Source organism: Giesbergeria anulus, from assembly GCF_900111115.1.
GTDB lineage: Bacteria > Pseudomonadota > Gammaproteobacteria > Burkholderiales > Burkholderiaceae_C > Simplicispira > Simplicispira anulus.
In genome coordinates, this window is sequence record NZ_FOGD01000012.1 from 71,760 (window position 1) to 91,668 (window position 19,909).

General features: G+C 59.8%; 16 protein-coding genes and 1 pseudogene. 13 read left to right on the top strand and 4 right to left on the bottom strand.

What is annotated here, in order from left to right:
* Positions 1-68 precede the first annotated feature (68 nt).
* The 9 genes from BMX55_RS13950 (at position 69) to BMX55_RS13990 (ending at position 11,384) form a co-directional block, all read left to right on the top strand.
* Positions 69-1,022, top strand: coding sequence for a prenyltransferase (locus BMX55_RS13950; protein WP_218144509.1), 954 nt, complete (start codon positions 69-71; stop codon positions 1,020-1,022).
* A gap of 66 nt (positions 1,023-1,088) precedes the next feature.
* A complete protein-coding gene (gene ylqF / locus BMX55_RS13955; RefSeq protein ID WP_091458745.1) occupies positions 1,089-2,039 on the top strand; it encodes a ribosome biogenesis GTPase YlqF in 951 nt (316 codons plus the stop codon).
* 212 nt (positions 2,040-2,251) lie between these two features.
* The gene (locus BMX55_RS13960; RefSeq protein ID WP_245751479.1) at positions 2,252-3,289 is read left to right on the top strand and encodes an ion transporter; all 1,038 of its coding nucleotides are present in this window, start codon (positions 2,252-2,254) and stop codon (positions 3,287-3,289) included.
* Positions 3,240-4,163 carry a DHH family phosphoesterase gene (locus BMX55_RS13965; RefSeq protein ID WP_091458747.1) on the top strand — a complete coding sequence of 308 codons (924 nt, stop codon included), beginning with the start codon at positions 3,240-3,242 and terminating at the stop codon, positions 4,161-4,163. The genes BMX55_RS13960 and BMX55_RS13965 overlap by 50 nt, the downstream gene beginning before the upstream one ends.
* Before the next feature lie 262 nt (positions 4,164-4,425).
* A complete protein-coding gene (locus BMX55_RS13970; protein ID WP_091458749.1) occupies positions 4,426-5,034 on the top strand; it encodes a hypothetical protein in 609 nt (202 codons plus the stop codon).
* Positions 5,031-6,776, top strand: a complete 1,746-nt coding sequence (locus tag BMX55_RS13975; RefSeq protein ID WP_091458750.1) for a type I secretion system permease/ATPase — start codon at positions 5,031-5,033, stop codon at positions 6,774-6,776. Before BMX55_RS13970 ends, BMX55_RS13975 begins: the two co-directional genes overlap by 4 nt.
* A gap of 23 nt (positions 6,777-6,799) precedes the next feature.
* Entirely contained in the window at positions 6,800-8,536 is a 1,737-nt protein-coding gene (locus BMX55_RS13980) for a type I secretion system permease/ATPase (RefSeq protein WP_091458752.1), read from the top strand.
* A 112-nt stretch (positions 8,537-8,648) separates the two neighbouring features.
* Positions 8,649-9,956: an HlyD family type I secretion periplasmic adaptor subunit gene (locus tag BMX55_RS13985; RefSeq protein WP_245751483.1), complete on the top strand. Its 1,308-nt coding sequence runs from the start codon at positions 8,649-8,651 to the stop codon at positions 9,954-9,956.
* A 6-nt stretch (positions 9,957-9,962) separates the two neighbouring features.
* Positions 9,963-11,384 (top strand): TolC family outer membrane protein, encoded by a 1,422-nt coding sequence (locus BMX55_RS13990; RefSeq protein ID WP_091458755.1) that lies wholly within the window; start codon positions 9,963-9,965, stop codon positions 11,382-11,384.
* A 13-nt stretch (positions 11,385-11,397) separates the two neighbouring features.
* Here the strand turns inward: BMX55_RS13990 and mltB are convergent, their stop codons facing one another.
* From mltB to BMX55_RS14010, 4 genes are read right to left on the bottom strand one after another with little or no spacing between them, the layout of a single operon-like run.
* Positions 11,398-12,474, bottom strand: a complete 1,077-nt coding sequence (gene mltB / locus BMX55_RS13995) for a lytic murein transglycosylase B (protein ID WP_091458757.1) — start codon at positions 12,472-12,474, stop codon at positions 11,398-11,400.
* A gap of 27 nt (positions 12,475-12,501) precedes the next feature.
* Positions 12,502-14,574: a transglutaminase TgpA family protein gene (locus tag BMX55_RS14000; protein ID WP_091458759.1), complete on the bottom strand. Its 2,073-nt coding sequence runs from the start codon at positions 14,572-14,574 to the stop codon at positions 12,502-12,504.
* A 29-nt stretch (positions 14,575-14,603) separates the two neighbouring features.
* On the bottom strand, positions 14,604-15,593 hold the full coding sequence (locus tag BMX55_RS14005) for a DUF58 domain-containing protein (RefSeq protein ID WP_091458760.1): 990 nt from the start codon (positions 15,591-15,593) through the stop codon (positions 14,604-14,606).
* Positions 15,594-15,595: 2 nt separating this feature from the next.
* Entirely contained in the window at positions 15,596-16,516 is a 921-nt protein-coding gene (locus BMX55_RS14010; RefSeq protein ID WP_091458762.1) for an AAA family ATPase, read from the bottom strand.
* A 41-nt stretch (positions 16,517-16,557) separates the two neighbouring features.
* On the opposite strand from BMX55_RS14010, the gene BMX55_RS14015 reads away from it, so the two are divergent.
* From BMX55_RS14015 to BMX55_RS14030, 4 genes and pseudogenes are all read left to right on the top strand, one after another.
* The gene (locus tag BMX55_RS14015) at positions 16,558-17,511 is read left to right on the top strand and encodes a histone deacetylase family protein (RefSeq protein ID WP_091458764.1); all 954 of its coding nucleotides are present in this window, start codon (positions 16,558-16,560) and stop codon (positions 17,509-17,511) included.
* Positions 17,512-17,516: 5 nt separating this feature from the next.
* Positions 17,517-18,326, top strand: a complete 810-nt coding sequence (locus BMX55_RS14020) for an enoyl-CoA hydratase (RefSeq protein WP_091458787.1) — start codon at positions 17,517-17,519, stop codon at positions 18,324-18,326.
* Between the two features lie 20 nt (positions 18,327-18,346).
* Positions 18,347-19,672, top strand: coding sequence for a mechanosensitive ion channel family protein (locus BMX55_RS14025; protein WP_091458766.1), 1,326 nt, complete (start codon positions 18,347-18,349; stop codon positions 19,670-19,672).
* 76 nt (positions 19,673-19,748) lie between these two features.
* Positions 19,749-19,909: pseudogene (locus BMX55_RS14030) on the top strand (electron transfer flavoprotein subunit beta/FixA family protein); the annotation flags it as partial.

Here is a 19,909-nt window from a genome sequence, read left to right on the forward strand (position 1 = left end):
CATGAGATTATCCAGAACATGGTACAGCGCGGGCCGTAGATACGATACGGTGCAGGACAATTGCCGGCATGAATTTATCTCATCGACCACTGTCTCTTGTCGTGCGCCGCTATGGGCGTGGCGCGGTGCTGTGCCTGCGCATGGTGCGCCCCGGTTTTTTGGTGATTACTGCGGTGGGGTGTGGCCTAGGCTTGGCCTGTGCCGCACAGGCGGGGGTAGCGTTGTCTGTGGGCAAGGCCGTAGCCACGCTGGTGCTGGCTTTGCTGGCCCATGCCGGCGCCAATGTGCTCAATGACCATGAAGATGCCCGCAATGGCGCCGATGCTGCCAATACGCAAGGTTTGTTTCCGTTCACCGGTGGCTCGCGTTTGGTGCAGGCAGGCGTGGTGCAGGTGCAAGACCTGCGGCGTTTGGCGCTGTGGCTGCTGGCGCTGCTGGTGCCGGGGGGGCTGTGGCTGGCTTGGCACAGTGGCGCTGGGCTGGTGGGTATTGGCCTAGCGGGTATTTTTTTAGGTTGGGCTTATTCGGCACCACCGCTGGCGCTGATGTGCCGTGGCTTGGGCGAGCTGTCGGTGGCGCTGGCGTGGGCGTTGATCGTGCTGGGCACTGACTATGTGCAGCGCGGCCATTTTGCCCTGCTGCCGCTGCTGGTGGCGTTCAGTTATGGGCTGATGATTGCCAATATTTTGGTGGGCAATGCCTTTCCAGATGCTGTGGCCGATGCGCAGGTGGGCAAACGCACTTTGGCTGTGCGCTTAGGCTGGCGCGGTGCTGCTTGGCTGTACCTGTGCTTGGTGTTGTTGGCGCATGGCTGGGTGCTGGGCCTGGTGTGGGTGCAGGCCCTGCCTATGGCAGCGGCATGGGCTTTGTTGGCGGCACCGCTGGCGTTGGCGGGGGCGACCCAACTACTGCGCTATGGCGCACAGCCGCAACGCCTGCGCCCAGCGTTGGTGCTGGGCATTGCCGCTGCCGTGGTGCATGGGCTGGCGCTGGCCGCCGGTTTGTGGTCGGCGGCACCTTGAAGGCGCTAGCTCAGACAATCACCCCTTGTATTGCACCAAAAAAATTTCCTAGAAAGAACGCCGTTTATGTCTATCCAATGGTTTCCCGGTCACATGCACTTGACGCGCAAGGCCATCGCTGAACGCATTAAAGATATCGATGTGGTGATTGAGGTGCTTGATGCCCGCTTGCCAGGCTCCAGTGCCAACCCGCTGCTGGCGGAACTGACCGGCCACAAGCCCACGCTCAAGGTGCTCAATAAGCAAGACGTGGCCGACCCCGAACGCATGGCGCTATGGTTAGATTGGTACAACGCCCAAAACGATACCGCCGCTGTGCCGCTGGATGCCTCCGATCCAGCCCCAGCGCGCAAGTTGATTGACGGTTGCCACCGTCTGGCCCCAAACCGGGGCGGCATGGCTAAACCCATGCGCGTACTTATCTGCGGCGTGCCCAATGTGGGTAAATCCACCCTCATTAACACCCTGAGTAACAAGCGCCAAGCCAAAACGGGTGATGAGGCCGGTATCACCAAATTAGAGCAGCGCATCACGCTGGCCGATGATTTTTACCTCTGGGACACCCCCGGTATGCTCTGGCCGCGCATCAGCGTGCCCGAAACGGGCTACAACTTGGCCGCCAGCGGTGCCGTAGGGCGCAATGCCTATGACGAAGAGCTGGTGGTGCTGGAATTGCTGCGGCGCTTGCAGGCACGCTATGCGCCACAGTTGGAGGCCCGCTACAAACTGGCCCTGCCTGCCGGAGCCGTGGCTGCTTTGCGCGATGATGAGTTGCTCGAAGCCATTGGCCGCAAGCGTGGTGCCATGATGGCGGGCGGGCGCGTCAATGTGCAAAAGGCGGCAGAAATCGTGCTCACCGATTTTCGCACCGCTGTGTTGGGCCGTATCACGCTAGAGACGCCATCAGAGTTTGAGGATTGGCGCGCTGCTGCTGCTGTGCAAGATGCCGAGCGCGAGGCCAAAAAGCAGGCCCGCGCTAGCAAAAAAAAGGGGCGCAAGGCCCCTGAAGCGGTTTGATGTACGCGCAAGCCTAAGAGCTTATTTGTCCTTGAGCTTGCCGCGTGGCACCACCGTGGTCACTGGCGGCATAGGCCGGTCAGAGCCCGAAGGTGCCTTGGGCAGCGAAGTATCTTTTTTAGGCTTTTTTGCCATTTTGTTGTTGTGTGTCTGACCTTTAGCCATGTGTTTCTCCGTGATGGTCTCGGAATGGAACCAGAGGCAGCGATGGTATGCGCAAAGTGCGCTCTGCGTTGGGTAAGGACGCGGTATCTTCGGTGGCTATGTCTGTTGCTCCTTTACCTTCTGCTGGGGCTGGCGCTGCGCTGCCAGCCCCCGAATCCCATCCTGACCATTTTGGTGCGCCCGCAGCGGGCTGGCGCTTGCGTCTGTACACAGTGGTGTTTCGCTCTGACACACCCGCCGGGTTGTGGTTTGACAAGCTCCTGATCGTTCTGATTGTCACCAGCGTGTTGGTGGTGATGATCGAAAGCGTGGAGACCCTGCCCGACTGGCTGCACCGGTGGTTGGCAGTGGCCGAGCTGGTGTTTACCATCATTTTTACGCTGGAGTATCTGGCCCGCCTGCTCTGTGTGCGTCGCCCGTGGCGCTATGCCCGCAGTTTTTTTGGCCTCATTGATCTGCTATCGGTGTTGCCTACCTATCTGGCCCTGTTTGTGCCGGGGCTGCATGTGCTGATTGATGTACGTGTGCTGCGCCTGCTGCGCGTGTTTCGTATTTTCAAGCTCACCGCTTTTGTCACGGAATACCAAGCCTTGGGCGGGGCGCTGGCGGCCAGTTGGCGCAAGATCATGGTGTTTTTGTCCGTGGTGCTGATGATTGTGCTGGTTATGGGCACGCTGATGTATGTGGTGGAAGGCCCTGAAAACGGGTTTACCAATATCCCTACCGCCGTGTATTGGGCCATCACTACCATGACCACGGTGGGGTTTGGAGACATCACCCCCAAAACTGACTTGGGGCGTTTGATTGCCTCGCTGATGATGCTGCTGGGTTGGGGCACGCTGGCCGTGCCCACCGGCATTGTTACCGCAGAGATGAGCTGGCAGCGGCGCGTACACGAGCAGCCCACCTTGCAGCAGCCCTGCCCCGGCTGTGGCAGCCGCGATCACAGCCTGCATGCGCAGTATTGCCAGCACTGCGGCAGCCTGCTCAAAATTGCTGTGCCTGCGGTGGCGCAGGGAGCGACAATGGCGCACCATGAGAACCATTCTTCCTCTGCAACTGCTGGTGGCCCCCGCTCTGGATGACCCCCGCCCCTTGATCCTCTACCATGGCCGCCACTGCCCCGATGGCTTTGGTGCGGCATTGGCCGCTTGGCTCTATTACGGCGAGCGCGCCGAGCTGGTGGGCTTAGACCACGGCGACGTGCAAAGCCTGGCCGATCTACCCCCCGTGGCAGGCCGGGCCGTCTATATCCTCGACTTCTCTTTTAGCGTGGACATCATGCGCAGCATTGAGGAGCAAGCTGCCAAGTTGGTGATGCTCGACCACCATAAAAGCGCTGCCGAAAAGCTCACCGGCTTTGCCTGCCGCTGCGGAGTGGTTCACTTTGACATGCAAAAATCGGGTGCCCACTTGGCTTGGGAGTTTTTTCACCCCGACAAGCCGATGCCCGATTTGCTGCGCTACATCGAAGACCGCGACATCTGGAAATGGGAGTTTCCAGAAAGTTCGGCCTTTTTGTCGGCGCTGGACATGGAGCCGCAAGAGTTTGCCCACTGGGAAAAACTGCTGTCTTGGGGGCCACAAGAAAAAGCTGCATTTATCGCCCGTGGCGCAGCAATGGATGAAAAATATCGCAAGCTGTGCGCCGATTTGGCCGAAAACGCCCAGCCGCTGGTGTTTAACGGCATCAGTGGGCTAATGGTCAATGCCCCCGGCATGTTCCACAGCTTGGTGGGTGATATTTTGGCCAAGCAGTCGGGCACCTTTGCCCTGATGTGGAGTGCCGGTGCCAAGGGTGTCAAGGCGGGCCTGCGCTCGCGCAGTGCCTTTGACTGCATCCCTTTGGCCGAAAGCATGGGCGGCGGCGGCCATGCCCAAGCCTGTGGTTTTCGTATGGGCATTGAGCGCCTGCCGGAACTGCTCAGTGGCCACTTTAATGCGACCCCAGTAGCTTAAAAACCCGCCAAGGCCCCGCCAGTGTGGTAAGGCTGGGGGGTCGAGATTATAGCTTCCCTATAAAAAAACGGCAGTGACAGGCGACTGCCTTTTTTTTAGGCAAAGTGTAGCAAGCCAGTATTGGCGCGGGTTTGCGGGGTGCTCTGGGCAGTTTCCCACAGAGTTATCCACAGTTTCTGGGTACAACCGTCCGCTGTATCCACAGCTTTACAAAACTCCTATATGAAATTCATATAAGAAGCCGGTATACTCCGCTTCCTATATGAACTCTACTTTGCGCATTCCGCTCAACGCCGCCCCCGAACAGGTGCAGCGCCTGCAAGCCTTGCAGCAAGGCTTTGCACAGGTGTGCAATGCGCTGGCACCGTTGGTGCAGCAAACGCGCATCTGGAACCGGGTCGCCCTGCACCACTTGGCTTATCGGCAATTGCGTGAGCGCTTCCCAGAAATGGGCTCGCAGATGGTGTGCAATGCGATCTATTCGGTCTCGCGCAGTTGTCGGTTGGTGTTTCAGCACCCCAACAGCCCATTCCATCTGGCCCGCTTGGGCGATAAGCCCTTGCCGCTGCTGCGCTTTGCCGATACCTGCCCGGTGTACTTTGACCGCCATACCTTGAGCCTCAAGGCTGGGCAGTTGTCGATGTTTACCTTGGATGGTCGGATGCGTTTTCAGTTGGTGCTGCGCCCAGAAGACGAAACCGCCTTTCATGCCAGCAAGTTGCGCGAGATCGTGTTGGCGCGCCGTGCCGATGGTATTTATGAGTTGTCTTTTGTGCTGGTCGATCCTGAAGAACCTGTCGCCTCCAGTGCAGCCCCTGCTGCCGTGGATGCAGAAATTCCTGAATATGTGATGGTTGAAGAAGCGGTATGAACCCCAATAAACCCCCGTCTGAATTGCGCGCGGCCTTGGCCGATTTGCGCCCCTACTTTGTCCGCGCTGGCTGGTTTAGCCTGCTGTCGAGCCTGCTGGTGCTGGCCCCATCGGGCTATATGCTTGAAGTCTATGACCGCGTCGTCAACAGCCGCAGCCATATGACACTATGGATGCTCACGCTATTGATTCTGGGCGTCTATGTGATGATGGAGGTGCTAGAGTGGGCGCGCGCTGAGATGCTGCGTGCTGCCAGCGTCGAGCTAGACCAGCGCTTGTCTGGGCGTATCTTTCGCGCCGTGTTTGAGGCCAATCTCAAGCGCTTGCCCGGTGGCACGCAGCAACCCTTCAACGATTTCAAGCAACTGCGCGAGTTTCTTTACTCCCCAGCCCTGCTGGCGATGATGGAAGCGCCGGTGTCTATCGTTTTTCTGGTGCTACTGTTCCTGATTAGTCCTGTGCTGGGTTGGACGTCGGTGGCGTTCTCCATCATCTTGACTTTGGTGGGCTGGCTCAATGAGCGCAGCACCAAGCCCCCCTTGATGGCTGCCAACCGCAGCGCGGTGGCTGCGCAGCAATATGCTGATGGCTCTTTGCGCAATGCGCAGGTGATTGAGTCGATGGGGATGTTGCGCGACATCCATGCCCGTTGGATGAACAAGCAGCGCGAGTTCCTGAACTTGCAGGCCAAAGCGTCTGAAAGCGCGGGTGGCTACCAAGCCATGTCCAAACTGCTGCAAAACATCCTCAGCTCCATGATGCTCGGTTTGGGCTGCTGGCTGTTGCTACACAACGGCCTCAATGGTGGCAGTGCCATGATGATTATTGGTTCCGTGCTGGGTGGGCGCGTGCTGGCACCGCTGGTGCAAATCGTGACGCAGTGGCAAGGCGTGGTCAATGTGCGCGCAGCTTGGGAGCGGCTAGACCAGTTGCTGGCAGCCGTGCCGCCACAACGTGACAACATGGCTTTGCCTGCCCCGCGCGGCTTGTTGCAAGTCGAGCAGCTCATGGCTGGTGCTCCCGGTGCGGGCAATGCCAGCATCCTGAAAGGGGTGGCCTTTGCCTTGGCCCCCGGTGAGGTGCTGGCAGTAGTTGGCCCTTCGGCCTCTGGCAAAACCACGCTGGCGCGTCTGCTGGTGGGGCTGTGGCCTGCCGCAATGGGCAAGGTGCGTTTGGATGGTGTGGATGTTTTTGCGTGGGACAAGGCCGAGCTCGGCCCCCATGTCGGCTATCTGCCCCAAGGCATTGAACTGTTTGATGGCTCTTTGGCCGAAAACATCGCCCGTTTTGGCAAAGTAGACCGTGCCAAAGTCGAGGCCGCCGCCCGTGCCGTGGGCCTGCATGAATTTATTTTGGCCCTGCCACAGGGCTATGACAGCCCAGTAGGGCGCGACGGTGCCATGCTTTCGGGCGGCCAACGCCAACGCGTGGGTTTGGCACGGGCCATTTATGGCGATCCGGTGTTTGTGGTGTTGGATGAACCCAACTCCAGTTTGGACGAAGAGGGCGATGCTGCACTAGCGCGTGCCATTGCCAGCCTGAAAGCCCGTGGCACCACCTTTGTCGTGATGACGCACCGCACCAGCGTGCTGGCGGTGGCCGACAAGATGATGGTGCTGCGCGATGGCCAAGTGCAGGCTTTTGGCCCGCGTGACGACGTGCTGGCAGCGCTGCAAAAAGCCGCCCAGCAGCAAGCACAGCCCCCACAGCGCCCAGCCACTGCTGTGACCACGGTGGCCTGAGCAACGGCAATGGAAACTATCTTATGAGCAAGCCTTCTTTTTTCCAGCGCAGCGAACTGACGCAGGTGCTGTGGAGTTTTCGCCGCGAGTTCATCACCGTGGGCATTTTTAGCATGGTGGCCAATGTGCTCATGCTCTCGCCCACGCTGTACATGCTGCAAGTGTATGACCGGGTGATGGTCAGTCAGAGCGAACTCACGCTGCTGGCCATGTCCCTCATCACGCTGTTTTTGTTTGGCATCATGGCCTTTGCCGAGTGGATGCGCTCGCGCTTGTTGGTGCGTACCGGTGTGCAATTGGACACCGCACTGGGCACCAGAGTGTTTAATGCCAGCTTTGAGTCGTATTTGGGCCAGTCCAGCAGTGGCCCGGCGCGCGCCTTCAATGATCTGATCCAGATTCGCCAGTTTATTACTGGCAATGGCATTTTTGCCTTCTTTGATGCGCCTTGGGCACCGATCTACATTGCCGTCCTGTTCTTCCTGCATCCGATGTTGGGTTGGCTGTCGATCGGTTTTGCGCTGGTGCAGATGGCACTGGCTTGGTTTGGCCATCGCCGCATGGTGGAACCGTCTGAAGAGGCGGCTAAGGCCACCTCGGAGAGTAGTGCGTATTTGCAAAGCAAGCTGCGCAATGCTGAGGTGCTCGAATCGATGGGCATGGTACACAACCTGCACCCGCATTGGGCCGATCGCCACCAAAAGGCGCTGGCTTTGCAGTCCCATGCACAGTCGCTCACGCACCGCATTACGGCGTGGAGCAAATTCATCCGCTATGCGCAGCAATCGCTGTCTTTGGGTGCTGGCGCTTTGTTGGTGATTGATGGTCAGATATCTCCGGGGGCCATGATTGCCGCCAACGTGCTTATGACCCGCGCTTTGGCCCCCATCGATATGATGGTGGGCACTTGGCGCGCCTTTATTGCCGCCCGCTCGGCCTTTGACCGCCTCGAAACCTTGCTGCGTGACTATCCTGAACGCGATGCCGCCCTGTCGCGGGTCGCCCCTAAAGGCGCATTGACCCTGCGCAAGGTCGTAGCTAGTGCCCCAGGGCGCAAAACCCCAATTCTCAAGGGCGTGAGCACGACAGTGGCCGCAGGCACCGTGACGGTGGTGTTGGGGCCATCGGGCTCGGGCAAATCTACCTTGGCACGCACGATGGTAGGCATTTGGCCTGATGTTTCGGGCGAGGTGCTGCTCGATGGCTTGCCCATTGAGAGCTGGGATCGTACCGAGCTAGGCCCTTATCTGGGCTACCTGCCGCAAGACATCGAACTGTTTGAAGGCTCTATTGCTGAAAACATCGCCCGCTTTGGCAAGGTGGACTCTGACAAGGTGATTGCCGCCGCCCGTAGTGCCGGTTTGCACGACATGATTTTGCGCTTTCCTAAAGGCTACGACACCCCGATTGGTGAGGCCGGTGGCCTGCTCTCAGGCGGCCAGCGCCAGCGCATTGGTTTGGCGCGGGCTATTTATGGTGATCCGGTGCTGGTGGTGCTCGATGAGCCCAACGCCAATCTGGACGATGTGGGCGAAGCCGCCTTGGTGCGCACGGTGCAGGGCCTCAAAGAGGCCGGGCGCACGGTGTTGCTCGTTACGCACCGTCCGGGCATTTTGGCCGTGGCCGACCGCCTGCTGATTTTGCGTGATGGGCAAGTGCAAGCCGATGGCCCGCGCGATCAGGTGCTGGCCGCTATGCGTGCCACCAGCGCCGCCGCTGCGTCCCCACCGGGCACGGCAGTAGCCGTACAGCCCGCTTGAGCACCAGCGCCTCCAACATCCTCTTTTTTTGTGATTCCAAACACGGTCGAGTTTTGACATGGGTAAACCAATTTTGAGTTCTTCTAACAGCGCCCCGAATGTTTCGGCGGCTATGGCTGGCATGGCTGCCCCGGCACCTGCAGACGCCCGGCTCATTGGGCGCATGGGTCTGTGGGCCTTGGGCATTGGCTTTGGTGGCTTTTTGCTCTGGGCGGGTCTGGCTCCCTTGGATGAGGGCGTTCCAGGTCAGGGCATCGTGGCCATCGACACCAAACGCAAAGCCGTGCAGCACTTGAGCGGCGGCATCGTAAAAGACGTGCTGGTGCGTGAAGGCGATGTGGTTACGGCGGGTCAGTTGCTCATCCGTTTGGATGGGGCTGTAGCCCGCTCCAACTTCGAAGGGGTGCGTCAGCGTTATTTGGGCTTGCGTGCCATGCAGGGGCGGCTAGAGGCCGAGCAGGCAGGTCGGGCCAATATCCGCTTTCACCCCGACTTAGAGCAGGCCAGCAGTGATCCGCTCATTCGCCAGCAAATGCTCAACCAAGAGCAGCTGTTTCAGACCCGGCGCAACCTGTTGCGCTCTGATTTGCAATCCATCGAGGAGAGCATCCAAGGCCAAGAGGGGCTGCTGCAAGGTTATTCCAGCATTTTGATTAACCGCAAGAGCCAGCAAGCGCTGCTTAATGAAGAGTTGGGCCAGTTGCGCGGTTTGGTCAGCGAGGGCTACGCCCCCCGCAACCGCCAGCGCGAATTGGAACGCATGGTGGCCGAGTCGGGCTCCTCGATTGCCGATTTGCAAGGCAACACCGTGCGCGCCCAGCGCGCCATTGGCGAGTTGCGCCAGCGTGCCATCTCGCGCCAGCAAGACCACCGCCGCGAGGTAGAAACCCAATTGGCTGATGTGGGCCGCGATGTGCTGGTCGAAGAACAAAAGTTCAAGGCTGTCACTGACGATTTGGGCCGCACGGAAATCAAGGCCCCAGCGGCGGGTCAGGTGGTCAGTTTGGCCGTGCAAACCGTGGGTGGGGTGGTGCAGCCGGGGCAAAAATTGATGGACATCGTGCCTGAAAAAGAACCCCTGTTGCTCGAAGCTCACGTGGCCCCGCACCTGATTGACCGCGTTAAGGCGGGCCTGCCAGTGGATGTGCGTTTTTCATCCTTTGCCCATTCACCGCAATTGGTGGTGGATGGACAAGTGGTGTCGGTGTCGGGCGATTTGCTCACCGAGCCGCAAACCAACATGAGCTACTACCTAGCGCGGGTGCAAGTGACGCCTGAGGGCATGAAGGCGTTGGGCAAGCGTCAACTGCAACCGGGCATGCCGGTCGAAGTGGTGTTCAAGACCGGTGAGCGTTCTATGTTGACCTACCTGCTGCACCCGCTGACCAAGCGTTTGTCTGCGGCGATGAAAGAGGAATAAGCCATCATGTCATCATCTTTTATTGATTCCATCGCACGGCCCCAAGGCGTGCCGCGCCTGCTGGCCCTGAGTGCCTTGGCGGCAGGGATTTTTGCTGCCTTTCCGCAAGCGGGCTGGAGCATGGATTTGCGCCAAGCCTACGAGGCAGCACAGGCCAATGATGCGCAGATACGTGCCTCACGCGCTGGGGCCGAGGCTACCCGCGAGCGCCTGCCCCAAGCTAAGGCGCAATTGTTGCCCAATGTGGGCGTGAGCATGGGCCGCAACTACAACGACCTGACCACTACCGGCCGTGGTTTGTTGGGCCCGGTCACGAGCCAGACGCATTACTACTCTAGCAACCAGTCGCTGTCGGTGCGCCAGCCCCTGTACCGCCCCTACCAAAAGGCCCAAGTGCGCCAAGCGCAGGCCCAGGTGGACGATGCCGATGCCTCCCTAGAGCGCGATGAGCAAAGTTTGGTGGTGCGCGTGGGCGAAGCCTATTTCGACGCCTTGCTCACGCAAGACCAGCTGGCGCTGATCTTGGCGCAAAAAACCACCTACGGTACGCAACTCGATGCTGCGCGCAAAGGCTTTGCCGCTGGCACCGGCACCCGCACTGACATTGACGAGGCCCAAGCCCGCCTTGACATGACGGTGGCGCAAGAACTGGAGGCCCGGCAGAACATGGAGTTCACCCGCCACCGCATTCAAGTATTGACCGGCCAACCCATGAGCGAACTGGCACGGCTGGAGGTGGCCCGTTTTCAGGCCAGCGCGCCAGTACCAGCGGCTGTAGATGCTTGGATCGAACAGGCTGAAAACAACAGCCCTGAGCTGCGCTCTTTGCGCGCTCAGGTAGATGCCGCACGGCTAGAGGTGGACAAAGCCCGCGCAGGCCACTTGCCCACGCTGGATGCCGTGGCGCAATGGTCACGCACGAACAGCGACAACGTCACCAGCGTCAACACCCGCTACGACAACAAAAGCATTGGCTTGCAATTGTCCATTCCGCTGTATGCGGGCGGACAAGTCAACTCTACCGTGCGCCAAGCCTTGGCCGCACAAGAGCGGGCGCAAGAGATGTTAGAGGCCACCCGCCGCGATTTGGGTGTACGCGTACACCGCGAGTTTCGTGGCATGACCGAAGGGGTGTTGCGTATCCAAGCGCTGGAGCAAGCCGTGCGCTCGGCAGAGCAGGCCGTGCAGTCGAACCGCCGCTCCTTTGAGGCCGGTGTGCGCACCACCATTGATGTGCTCAATGCCGAACAGCAAAAAACGGTGGCCTTGCGCGATCTGGCTCAAGCACGCTACCTGTATTTGGTGTCGCAATTGCGCCTGCAATCACTGGCCGGGCAAGACCGCGTTGCTACTGTAGAGCAGGCCAATGGCTGGTTGCAAGCCGCCGCAGCCCCAGCGCAAACGGCAGCCCGCGAGGAAGATCAGTGATTTAACGGGGAACTCAAGGCGTTGCGCTGCGGCCACGCGCCTGTGCAATGGCCTGTCCCAACTCAATCACGGCCATTGCATAGTGGCTAGACCAGTTGTAGCGGGTAATGGCATAAAAGTTGGCGGTGCCCGCCACATAGCTCGATGGCTGGGGGCCATTTTTCAGCTCAATCAGCGCCAGAGGGCCAGCATGTGCTTGGCCCTCTGGCTCTAGCATCGCCCCATAGTCGGCCATTTGGCTGGCGCTAAAGCTGGGGCGAATATCTGGGGCCAGTAGCGTGGGTAGATCGGCGCTGCTAGGGTCTAACTCCACGCTGTAATGGGTAGCCATGCCCGGCTGCCAGCCATGCGCTACAAAGTAATTGGCTACCGAGTGGATGGCATCTTGCGCATTGCCAAACAGATCAATCTGTCCATCGCCATTGCCATCTACGGCATAACGCGCCCAGCTGGACGGCATAAATTGCCCCAGACCCATCGCTCCAGCGTAGCTGCCGCGTGGCAGCAAGGGGTTCATGCCGTTGTGTTGTGCCAACAGCAAAAACTGTTCTAGCTCGCCCTGAAAATACGTTTGCCGCGCCTGCGCGCGCGGGTGCGCTGCCGGAAAATCAAAGGTCAGCGTAGCCAAAGCGTCCAGCACCCGAAAGTTGCCCATCTGCTGGCCATAAATGGTTTCCACCCCAATGATGCCGACGATGATCTCGGCAGGCACGCCGTAGCGCTGCTCGGCCTTGGCGAGGGTAGACTGGTATTTTTGCCAAAAACGCACCCCAGCGCGGATGCGCACTGGCTCCACAAAACGGCTACGGTAGAGCTGCCAGTTTTTGGCCCCGCTTTGGTTGGCAGGCAGCATCAAGGGCGGCACTTGGGGCAAAAACCGCGCCTGCCCGATGGTCTGGCGCACCCAGTCGGGGTCTAGCTGGTGGCGCTCGGCCACGTCTTGGGCAAACTGCATGGCCCCAGCATGGCGGGCATAGGCACTGCTGCCCTGTGCCGTGCTGGTGGGGCGAGGGGCTTTGTGCGCCCATGCGCCAGCAGACAAGGTACTGGCAGCGAGCAGCACCACAAGGTGGGAGAGACGGGGAAGCATCAGACGATCATACTTTCTGCACATTTTTTAGGAAGGGCGCGTTGCAGGCCAAGGCAAGCGGTGCCAGCGCCGCTGCAAGTCCCGTAGTTGCCGGGGAGCTGCTGGCGGTGGGGCATAGCGCAACTGTTCTAACTCCAGCAGCCAAGCGCACAGGGCTTGGGCATCATCACCAAATTGGGCTTGCACCTGTGTGGCGATGGTACGTGGTGGGGCGCTGTCGGGTACGATCAGCCCGGCTTGGGCTAGGCGTTGGCGCGTGCGTGCCAGCAGGCGCAGCCAAGGGTTGTGCTGTTGGCGTTCCCAGAGCGTCCAAGCGGCCCCCAGTAGCGCTGCCAGCCCCAGCAGCCCGCCCAGTACCCGTACCAAATCTTGCCAACTGGGGGCGATAAAGCCCAGCGTCTTGAGTAGATCGAGCTGGCGGCTTTGCGTGTAGTTGAGTACCCACTGGTTCCAGTGGTTGTTGGCAGCTTCCCACACGGCGCGCAGGTGCTGCACCATGCCGGGGCTAATGACCGATCCCATCGCTTGCCCGAAGACTCCTTGCGGGGCCACCAGCCGTTGAAATTGGCCCACCCGCCCCGGTGCTACCGCTCCGGTAGGATCGATACGCACCCAGCCGCGCTCTTGCATCCACACTTCGGCCCAAGCATGGGCATCACTTTGGCGCACTGTCCAATAGCCATCGACGCTGTTGAATTCGCCGCCTTGGTAGCCGGTCACGATGCGCGCTGGTACGCCCGCTGCCCGCAACACAATGACAAAAGACGAAGCAATGTGCTCGCAAAATCCGGCTTTGCGGTCAAACCAGAATTCATCGGCGCTGTCTGGGCCGTACAGGCCCGGTTCCAAGGTGTATTCGTAGCCGCCCGTGCGCAAACTGTGCAGTACGGCATCTACCAAGGCTGGTGTGCCGCCTTGGGCAACGGCTGGGTCGGCGCGCAACGTTTGCGCCAGTGCTACCGTGCGCGGGTTGGAGTTGGCAGGCAACAGGGCCAATTCACGCAAAGCATCGCTCATGCGGGTGGGGCCGTGCCGAAAATCAGGGTAGCTCTCGGCGCTGTAGCGCACCACGTCTGTGATCGGGCGCGTACTCAGCCATTGCAAGTCCGGGGTCATGAAGAGGTTGAACCCGTTCAAGGCTGGTTTTTCGGTGGCTGCTTCTAGCACCATGAGCCAAGGCCGCTGGTGTGGCTCTAGGGTCACGGTGTAGCGTAGGGGTTCACCTTGCACACGCAACTGTGGCGGCAGGCTCCACTGCCCTAGCCACGGGTCTTGGCGCGGCGTGGGCTCGCGCCATTGCCGCCCATCAAATTCTGACAGCACCGGGCCACGAAAATACAACTGTGAGGCTGGTGGCGCTGCATGGTCGGGTGTATCAAAGCGAATACGCATCACCACGCTATCGTCTAGGGCTAGCTTGGCTACATTGCCCACTTCCATCGTTCCCGACAGGCCGCTGCGCCCGGTCAGGGCGTCGCTGGGCAGGCCCCACAGCGGTGCCATGCGTGGAAAAAACATAAACAGCGCCAGCATGATCGGCGCTCCCAATGCGGCCATCATGCCCGCAGTGCACAGGGGCAGCAGCAGGGGTGGGCGGCCCACGGGCATGTGGGCATTGACTAAGGCGGTGAGTAGCCCCATCAGGGCCACCAGCATGGCTATGGCAGTCAGCAGGGACTGCGAGAAAAAGAAATTGCTGAGCATAGTAAAAAAGCCCAGAAAGAACACCACCAGCGCATCGCGCCGGGCGCGCAGCTCTAGGGTTTTGAGGGCCAGTAGCAGCACAATCAAAGCCACGCCTGCATCGCGCCCCAAAATAGTGCGGTAGGTAGCCAGTGTGGCCCCTACGGCCACGGCCAGCACCCCCAGCAGCAGCCAGCGGCTGGGCAATGCCTGCCCACGCCAAGACAAAATGCCGCGCCACAGCAACAAGGCTGCTGCCAAGGAGCTGCTCCACCAAGGCAGGTGGGCTACCTGCGGTGCAATCACCCAAGCAATCACGCCCAACAAAAACAGTGTGTCGCGGGTGTCGCGGGGCAATGTGGCTAGCGTTTGGCGCAGGTTGCTAGAAGGTTCTGGTCGTGCAGAGGTGGCGGACATAGGCGTTGCAGCAAAAAGGGGGCGGCCAGTTAGCACAGCGCCAGTGCTTGCAGGCAGCGCTGGCGCTGCCCGGCACCACTGCCGGGGGCAATTTCTAGGCCCGGCAGGCGCAAGCCGTAGTCCAGCCCTAAGCGGTCGGCTTGGAGCACCCAGGCCGTCAGGCGCGAGAGCCGGGCTTCGGGGTCAGCCAGACCGGTGCGTTCTGGGGCCAGCCACAGCTCATGGCGCTGCATTTGCAGGCTGTCGCGGCTGACCAGCGCATCGCTGCCGCTGGCCAGTGCCTGCGCTGCTTTTTTCCACACCACCAGTTGTAAAGGGTCACCCCGGCGGTAAGCCCGCACCCCTTCAAAATCGCCCATGCCTTGGCTGTGCGTGCTGCCAGTGCCACTGGCGTGGGGTTCGCCTGCGGGCAAGGGCGGTGCTGGTGCTTCGGGTGCGGGATACACCAACACCTGCGCCGCTGGACGCCACAGCGTCCAGACTCGGAACGTGCCCAGCGGAAAGCGCGTTTCTGCTGTGAGCATGGGTATGGGGTGTAGCCCCCGGTGGCTGGGGGCAAAGGCAATTTGTACCTTGGCCGAGCCTTGTGCTGGCACATCTGTCCAAGCCCATTGGCTGCTACCATGCACGGCTAGCGCAATGCCAAAACGCGGTGTACGCCGTTCGCTGCTCAGTTGCACATCCAGCACTGCACTCTGGCCCAAAAAATGCGGCTCTGGTGCTTGCAGGTGCAAGGTCAGGCCACGCAAAGTGCCGTGGCAGATGTGCATTCCCACCACCGCACTGCCCGCGAGCAAAAAAGTCAGCACATAGCCCAGATTGAGCTGGTAATTGATCGACGCTACCAGCAGTACCAGCAGTGTTAACGCCAGCATCCAACCCGGCCCGGTGGGCAAAATATAGACATTGCGCTGTGTCAGCGTCCAAGTGTCGGTCAGTGGCAGGCGCGCTTGCCACCAGCGTGCCAGTCGCCGCCGCATTGCTGCCAGCGGGTTCAGGGCCTCAGGCAAGATAGCCATGTTCAGGGCAGCGGCACGCTATCGACCATGGCGCGCACCTGCTCTACGGCACCGCGTCCGGCATTGCCCACAGGCACTAAACGGTGGGCAATGGTTTGCGCAATGATGGCCTGCACATCGTCGGGGGCCACATAGTCGCGCCCACTGATCAGCGCTTGCGCCTTGGCCGCGCGCACCAGCGCAATGCCCGCCCGTGGTGAGAGCCCTTGTACAAACCAGCGCCCGGAGCGTGTGGCAGCAATCAGGTCTTGCACATAATCGAGCAGCGGATCGGCAGCATGGACAGCCAGCACTTGCTGTTGCAACTCTGCCAACTCGGCCCCTGATAGCACTGGCGCAGCGCTGGTGGCTAGCGTGCGCCGGTCGCTGCCTGCCAGCAGCAGGCGCTCCGATTGCCGGTCTGGATAGCCGAGAGAAATGCGCATCAAAAAGCGGTCTAACTGCGATTCGGGCAGTGCATAGGTGCCCAACTGGTCTTGCGGGTTTTGTGTCGCAATCACAAAAAAAGGCTGGGGCAGCGGGCGGGTCTCGCCTTCCACAGACACCTGTTTTTCTTCCATCGCCTCTAGCAGCGCGCTTTGGGTTTTGGGGCTGGCTCGGTTGATCTCATCGGCCAGCAGCACTTGGGTAAACACCGGGCCGGGGTGAAAAACAAAGCTCTCTTGGCCCCGTTCGTATACCGAGACACCAATCAGGTCGCTGGGCATCAGGTCGGCAGTAAACTGCACTCGGGCAAACTGTAAACCAAAGGTGTGCGCCAAGGCATGGGACAAGGTGGTCTTGCCTACACCGGGCACATCTTCGATCAGCAGATGCCCGCCCGCCAGCAAACAGGCCACACAGTCCTGTACGCGAGCGGCTTTACCGACGATCACCGTGTTAAGCTGATCCAAAAGCGAGTTAATTTTTTGCTGTGCATGCATGGCGCAACGTTATCCGAAAAAACGACCGACGGAGACACCCTATGGGAAAGACAGGTTATTACACCCACCGCGATTGCTGGAAACACGAAATGGGCCCTGGTCATCCAGAATGCCCTGAGCGTTTAGATGCCATTGAAGACCGCTTGCTGGTGACGGGCGTGGGCGATGCGCTAGAGCGCTACGATGCCCCTGAGGCAGCCCTGACCGATATCGAACTGGCCCACGGGCGCTTGCACATCGCATCCATCCGTGGCCTCACTGATTGGCTGCGTGAAGAAGTGGAGGCTGGTGGCCCCACCCACACCCAAGTCGATCCAGACACATCCATCAACGTCCACACGTGGAAAGCTGCTTTGCGCTCGGCTGGGGCCGCATTGGCCGCCACCGACGCCGTGATGGCGGGTGAACTCGAAAACGCTTTCTGTGCTACGCGTCCGCCCGGCCACCACGCCTGCCGCGACAAAGCGATGGGTTTTTGTTTTTTCAACAACGTGGCTATTGCTGCCAAATACGCTTTGGATCGCTACCACCTCAAGCGCGTGGCGGTGATTGATTTTGACGTCCACCACGGCAACGGCACCGAAGACATCCTCGCGGGCGATGAGCGTGCGCTCATGGTCAGCTTCTTCCAGCACCCGTTCTTTCCGTACAACGGCGATCAGAACCCCGCAGCCAACATGCTCAACGTGCCGGTGGCCGCTTACACCAAAAGCATGGACATCCGCGAGATGATCGAGACCACATGGATTCCTCGCTTAGAGGCTTTCCAGCCCGAAATGATCTTTATCAGCGCCGGTTTTGATGCCCACCGCGAAGACGACATGGGCCAGTTGGGTTTGGTGGAGCAAGATTACACGTGGATCACTCTGCGCATCAAAGACATTGCACGCCGCTTCTCTCAAGGCCGTATCGTGTCTTGCCTTGAAGGTGGCTATGTGCCCAGTGCCTTGGCGCGCAGCGTTGAGGCCCATTTGCGCGTGCTGGCTGACCTGTAATGCCTATGAGCGCCACCCACTCTATCCCCACGGTGTTGCAGGTAGAGCACGACGCCCGTGGCGTCGTCACCCTCACCCTCAATGATCCGGCACGCTTCAACGCCCTAGGCGCTGACATGCTGGCTGCCTTGCAGCAAGCTCTTGACGCCATTGCCCGCGACGACGGTGTTCGGGTGGTGGTGCTGGCCGCTACTGGCAAGGCTTTTTGTGCTGGGCACAACCTCAAAGACATGGCTGCCCACCCTGAGCTGGCTTGGTACCAAACCCTGTTTGCCCAGTGCAGCAAGGTGATGCTATCCATCCAGCGCTTGCCTGTGCCAGTCATTGCCAAAGTGCAGGGTATGGCCACCGCAGCGGGCTGCCAGTTGGTGGCCCAGTGCGACTTGGCGGTGGCCGTGCCGCAGGCCACCTTTGCCACCAGTGGCATCCATTACGGCCTGTTCTGCGCCACACCCAGCGTGCCTTTGGTGCGCAACGTGCCCATCAAGCAGGCGATGGAAATGCTCCTCACGGGCGATTTTATCGACGCTGCCACCGCATTGCGGCAGGGCCTGCTTAACCGGGTTGTGCCTGCCGAGGCACTGGATGCCGAGGTCGAAAAGCTAGTTGCTTCGATCCTCGATAAGCCCCGCACTGCCATTGCGATGGGTAAAGCGTTGGTGTACCAGCAGCGCGAGCTGGGAGTCGATGCCGCCTACCAATTGGCCGGTCAAACCATGGCCGTCAACATGATGGATGACGCTGCCCAAGAAGGCGCACGCGCCTTTGCCGAAAAACGACCACCCGCTTGGAAGCAGCATTCCAGCGGACATTGAGCCAGGATTCCCCGTTAGCGATGAGCAAGACCAGCCCCCCACCAGTGATGTTTGACGATGTAGGTCGTTGGTTTCAATCCTTTTTGCAACCCACCGTGCTGATCGAACTAGGTTCGCTGGCGCTGTGTGTGCTGCTAGCGTGGTTGCTGGTGTCGGGTTTGCGCCGCGCCTTGGGCCGGGGGGATGAGCCTTCCATCCTGTTTGGTCGCAAAATTTTGGATGGGGCCTTGTTTCCGGCCATCTTGTTGGGCTTGGGCTATTTGGCGCAAGCGCTACTCGCACAGTGGATCACGCTCGCCATCTTCAAGGTCGCTATTCCGGTACTGATGGCACTGATGGTCATTCGCATTGGTGTCAAGGTATTGCAGGTGGCGTTTCCGCGTGCCACTTGGTTGCACCCCATTGAGCGCACCATTTCTTGGCTGGCGTGGGGCTGTATGGTGCTGTGGGTCACGGGGCTGCTGCCGTTGGTGCTGCAAGACTTAGAGGACATCCGCTGGAAGGTGGGTAGCTCCGTCCTGTCGGTGCGCACTATTTTGGAGGGCATACTCACTTCGGGAGCGGTGCTCATCCTCACCTTGTGGCTCTCGTCCTCTATTGAGGCGCGTTTGTTGCACTCGGCCACTGGCAGTGATTTGTCGGTGCGCAAAGCCCTGAGCAATGTGGCACGGGCAGTATTTGTCTTTTTGGGGCTGATTTTTGCCCTGTCCACCGTGGGCATTGACCTGTCGGCCTTGTCGGTGCTGGGGGGCGCTGTGGGTGTGGGTATCGGCTTTGGCTTGCAAAAACTGGCAGCCAACTACGTTAGTGGTTTTGTCATTTTGGCCGAGCGTAGCGTGCGTATTGGCGACAACGTGCGCATCGACAATTTTGAGGGCCGCGTTACTGACATTACCACCCGTTACACCGTGATTCGCTCTGGTGCCGGGCGTGAGTCTATCGTGCCCAATGAGATGCTCATTACCCAGCGGGTTGAAAATTTCTCACTGGCCGATCCGCGTGTCTGGCATTCCACCATCGTCAGTGTTGCTTACGATAGCGATGTTGATTTGGTAATGAATTTGCTCAAAGAAGCCGCCTTGGTCAGTGACCGTGTGCTGCGTGACCCCATGCCCAGTGTGGCCCTGTCAGCTTTTGGTGCCGATGGTCTGGAGTTTACTGTCGGCTTTTGGATTGCCGATCCAGAAAACGGCCTACTGGCTTTACGCTCCCAAATCAACTTGGCTATCTTGCGTGCCCTGCGTGAGCACAGCATTGATATCCCCTATCCGCAGCGGGTCGTGCAGTTTGCCGGGACTGTCCCTGCTGCCATGTCAGCAACTTCTGTGGTGGCCAGTGCTGCCTGAGCCTGCCATACGGCATAGAATGTTGCACTTTACGTAAACGTCAATTCAATCAACAACCCTCTGAGGAGTTGCAGTAATGAAGGTATTGGTTCCAGTCAAGCGCGTGGTGGACTACAACGTCAAAGTGCGCGTCAAAAGCGATGGCACCGGCGTAGACATCGCCAACGTCAAAATGAGCATGAACCCCTTTGACGAAATCGCCGTCGAAGAAGCCGTGCGCCTGAAAGAAAAAGGCTT

Bases quoted from the DNA above. Each gene is read 5' to 3' on its own strand.
- BMX55_RS13950 (WP_218144509.1), top strand. From the start codon at position 69: ATGAATTTATCTCATCGACCACTGTCTCTTGTCGTGCGCCGCTATGGG.
- ylqF (WP_091458745.1), top strand. From the start codon at position 1,089: ATGTCTATCCAATGGTTTCCCGGTCACATGCACTTGACGCGCAAGGCC.
- BMX55_RS13960 (WP_245751479.1), top strand. From the start codon at position 2,252: ATGCGCAAAGTGCGCTCTGCGTTGGGTAAGGACGCGGTATCTTCGGTG.
- BMX55_RS13965 (WP_091458747.1), top strand. From the start codon at position 3,240: ATGAGAACCATTCTTCCTCTGCAACTGCTGGTGGCCCCCGCTCTGGAT.
- BMX55_RS13970 (WP_091458749.1), top strand. From the start codon at position 4,426: ATGAACTCTACTTTGCGCATTCCGCTCAACGCCGCCCCCGAACAGGTG.
- BMX55_RS13975 (WP_091458750.1), top strand. From the start codon at position 5,031: ATGAACCCCAATAAACCCCCGTCTGAATTGCGCGCGGCCTTGGCCGAT.
- BMX55_RS13980 (WP_091458752.1), top strand. From the start codon at position 6,800: ATGAGCAAGCCTTCTTTTTTCCAGCGCAGCGAACTGACGCAGGTGCTG.
- BMX55_RS13985 (WP_245751483.1), top strand. From the start codon at position 8,649: ATGGCTGGCATGGCTGCCCCGGCACCTGCAGACGCCCGGCTCATTGGG.
- BMX55_RS13990 (WP_091458755.1), top strand. From the start codon at position 9,963: ATGTCATCATCTTTTATTGATTCCATCGCACGGCCCCAAGGCGTGCCG.
- mltB (WP_091458757.1), bottom strand. From the start codon at position 12,474: ATGCTTCCCCGTCTCTCCCACCTTGTGGTGCTGCTCGCTGCCAGTACC.
- BMX55_RS14000 (WP_091458759.1), bottom strand. From the start codon at position 14,574: ATGTCCGCCACCTCTGCACGACCAGAACCTTCTAGCAACCTGCGCCAA.
- BMX55_RS14005 (WP_091458760.1), bottom strand. From the start codon at position 15,593: ATGGCTATCTTGCCTGAGGCCCTGAACCCGCTGGCAGCAATGCGGCGG.
- BMX55_RS14010 (WP_091458762.1), bottom strand. From the start codon at position 16,516: ATGCATGCACAGCAAAAAATTAACTCGCTTTTGGATCAGCTTAACACG.
- BMX55_RS14015 (WP_091458764.1), top strand. From the start codon at position 16,558: ATGGGAAAGACAGGTTATTACACCCACCGCGATTGCTGGAAACACGAA.
- BMX55_RS14020 (WP_091458787.1), top strand. From the start codon at position 17,517: ATGAGCGCCACCCACTCTATCCCCACGGTGTTGCAGGTAGAGCACGAC.
- BMX55_RS14025 (WP_091458766.1), top strand. From the start codon at position 18,347: ATGAGCAAGACCAGCCCCCCACCAGTGATGTTTGACGATGTAGGTCGT.